Source organism: Psychrobacter sp. LFX-11D (assembly GCF_904846475.1).
Lineage (GTDB): Bacteria > Pseudomonadota > Gammaproteobacteria > Pseudomonadales > Moraxellaceae > Psychrobacter > Psychrobacter cryohalolentis.
The window spans coordinates 1-2,391 of sequence record NZ_CAJHAV010000033.1 but is presented as its reverse complement, the minus strand read 5'-3'; the positions used below and the strand labels follow the sequence as shown (position 1 = coordinate 2,391).

Genomic DNA, 2,391 nt, shown 5'->3' with positions numbered 1-2,391 from the left:
ACTGTTTTCATAAATCAGTAGTCTAAGACGATGAAAGTAATAGCTAGATGTTGTTTTATTAACACCCACTAGGCTTGCTGCTGTTCTTGCGGTAGAACCAGCAACAAAGAGTTCAATGAGTCTGGTTCGTTTGTACCAACTTAATCTACTCTTTCTCATATGGCTATCCTAGATTATTTTGCTTATCTAGGACAGCCCCTAATATTTTGATACACCACCAATATTTTAAGTAGCAATCTTGATATAGGCAGTCAGTGCAAAATAAAAAAGAGAAGTTAAATTAAGCCGTGCTATTACGAGAAACGTATTTTTTACAGCAACCATAAAGATAAGCTGATGAGTTATTGACGTTCGTTTTGCCTACTTCGTTTTTGATATATACTGTTTGGTATCGGTCACGCTTTTATAATGATAAGGATAATAAGTTTGAGTAGCTTTAATAACATGAGTGACAATGTCGATCATTCAGACAACTTTGATGACTTTTTTGAGAATCTCGGCTACCGCTTTGATGAATCATTCAGCGATGGTTGGGATCGCCTGACCCAATCTATTAAAGACTTATACAACCGTACAACCGATAAGCTAGAAGATGAGCTGGCGCTACCGCTGACACAAGCCTACGTCAATGATGCGCTAAAAACTTATGTCACGGATAATGTCAAAGCTATCTTAGAGCTGCGTGTTGAGATACATGAAGACTGGTTTCGCTTATACTGCACGGTCGATGCCGGTGGCATTTATGCAGAGGTAGCGAGTAACTTTCGTCTGGTACATGCTCAGCTCGATCGCAATGTACAGCGCTTTGTCTTTGGGCAACTGACCTATACCGATATCCTAAATCTGCGCTGTGAGTCCTATCTTAAACGTCAAGGTATCAAACTATTTATTTGGTTTTACCACCGTATCCTGAAAAAAGACCCGTTGGGCTTTATCCTATCTTATATCGATATTGCACGCGCCAAAAATGAGATTATTTATATTGATATTAATCGTTGGCTGAAGAGTAATAAGAAAATTATCGGCATGTTACATAAGGCACAAATTAACTATGGTGAGCTTGAAGAAGAACAATTGATTTTGAAAGCGCAGATTAATTATCGCGATTTATTATCCTCAAATAGCAACGAAGATATTATCAGCGAAAAAGACGAGCCAGTACAAGTACAAGGTCCTGTCCATCCACTAGATACAGAAAATGTGGCAAATGTGGCGAGCTAAGTTTAGAATATCCTACGCTCTCAGCTCTTATTACTTTGCTATCTTATAACTGTCAACTATTATAAAAAAATGCTGTATCTTGCAAGACGAGAGTCGTCAAGATACAGCATTTTTCTTTTGCTAAAAATTTTAAAAGAATGCCACTCGATCACACTTTATGACATTCGTTACCAGTAATTTTCTACCGCAATATTGCCTTCTCCACGGCGATTCATCACCAGTCCTAAGCTCTTTAACGTCTCTTTGGTATCTTCTACCATATCTGGGTTGCCACATAGCATAACGTGCGTGCTATCGACATCTAGAGCAATGCCTGCGCGCTCTTGTAGCGTTCCATCTAGTAGCAATTTTGGCAGGCGCTCTGTCAGTGCACCTTCGATAGGCTCACGAGTAACAACTGGTATAAAGATTAATTTTGCAGGATTATCAACCAAGGAGCCAAAGTCTTCTTGCAGACTTTTTATCTTATCAACGTACGCCAACTCTTCTATCGAGCGCGCGCTATATGCGAGGATAATATGCTCGTAATCTTCCCAAGTCTTTAAATCTTGCAGCATCGATAAGAAAGGCGCAAGACCAGTGCCCGTAGCCAGCAGCCATAAATCTTTTGGTAATGGCTTTTGATAACGCGCCAATGTTAAAAAGCCAAATGGCATCGTATTAAGCAGCAGCTCATCGCCTACTTCTAAGTGCTGCAACTGTGAGGTAAATGCACCATCAGGAATGACAATAGAGAAAAACTCTAATACCTCATCAAAGGGAGACGAAACAATTGAATAAGCGCGAAAAATATCTTCGTTTAGTGCGTCATTAGAGACATCATTGCCTGCTTCGCCTTGCTGCTTATAGTAGTTTAAATGACTGGGATTAACACCCAAACGTACAAATTGCCCAGCCGTAAATTTAAAGCTATCCGGACGGCTGACAGTAAAGCTAAATAAATTTGGCGTCCAAGTGGTTTTGCTTAGCACTGTTACGGTTTGAGTATTGTCGCTCATAGTCATAAATCACTTATATTTTATTAACATTTATTTTTATAAAATTGGTGTAATGGACAAAATTCATGCTAAAAAGTAGAAGGTAGTCGCTAATGGACATAATTCATGCTATTTGAGTGACTTTGATGCTAAAAAGTCTTTAATAAACCGTAACTTACGGTGCTCATTTAGC

The 2,391-nt window shown here is 39.1% G+C and carries 2 protein-coding genes and 1 pseudogene; 1 reads left to right on the top strand and 2 read right to left on the bottom strand.

Annotated features, from left to right (window positions below; translation table 11 throughout):
• Positions 1 to 159, bottom strand: a pseudogene (locus JMX75_RS12795) (IS1595 family transposase); the annotation flags it as partial.
• A gap of 249 nt (positions 160 to 408) precedes the next feature.
• Here JMX75_RS12795 and JMX75_RS12790 point away from each other — a divergent pair.
• Complete coding sequence (locus JMX75_RS12790; protein ID WP_201532556.1) at positions 409 to 1,221, top strand: hypothetical protein; 813 nt, start codon at positions 409 to 411, stop codon at positions 1,219 to 1,221.
• 167 nt (positions 1,222 to 1,388) lie between these two features.
• Here the strand turns inward: JMX75_RS12790 and JMX75_RS12785 are convergent, their stop codons facing one another.
• The gene (locus JMX75_RS12785) at positions 1,389 to 2,219 is read right to left on the bottom strand and encodes a ferredoxin--NADP reductase (protein ID WP_201532555.1); all 831 of its coding nucleotides are present in this window, start codon (positions 2,217 to 2,219) and stop codon (positions 1,389 to 1,391) included.
• Between the last annotated feature and the right edge of the window lie 172 nt (positions 2,220 to 2,391).

What these genes read in the sequence shown, in the direction of transcription:
- JMX75_RS12790 (WP_201532556.1), top strand. Translation starts at nt 409, where the DNA reads ATGATAAGGATAATAAGTTTGAGTAGCTTTAATAACATGAGTGACAAT.
- JMX75_RS12785 (WP_201532555.1), bottom strand. Translation starts at nt 2,219, where the DNA reads ATGAGCGACAATACTCAAACCGTAACAGTGCTAAGCAAAACCACTTGG.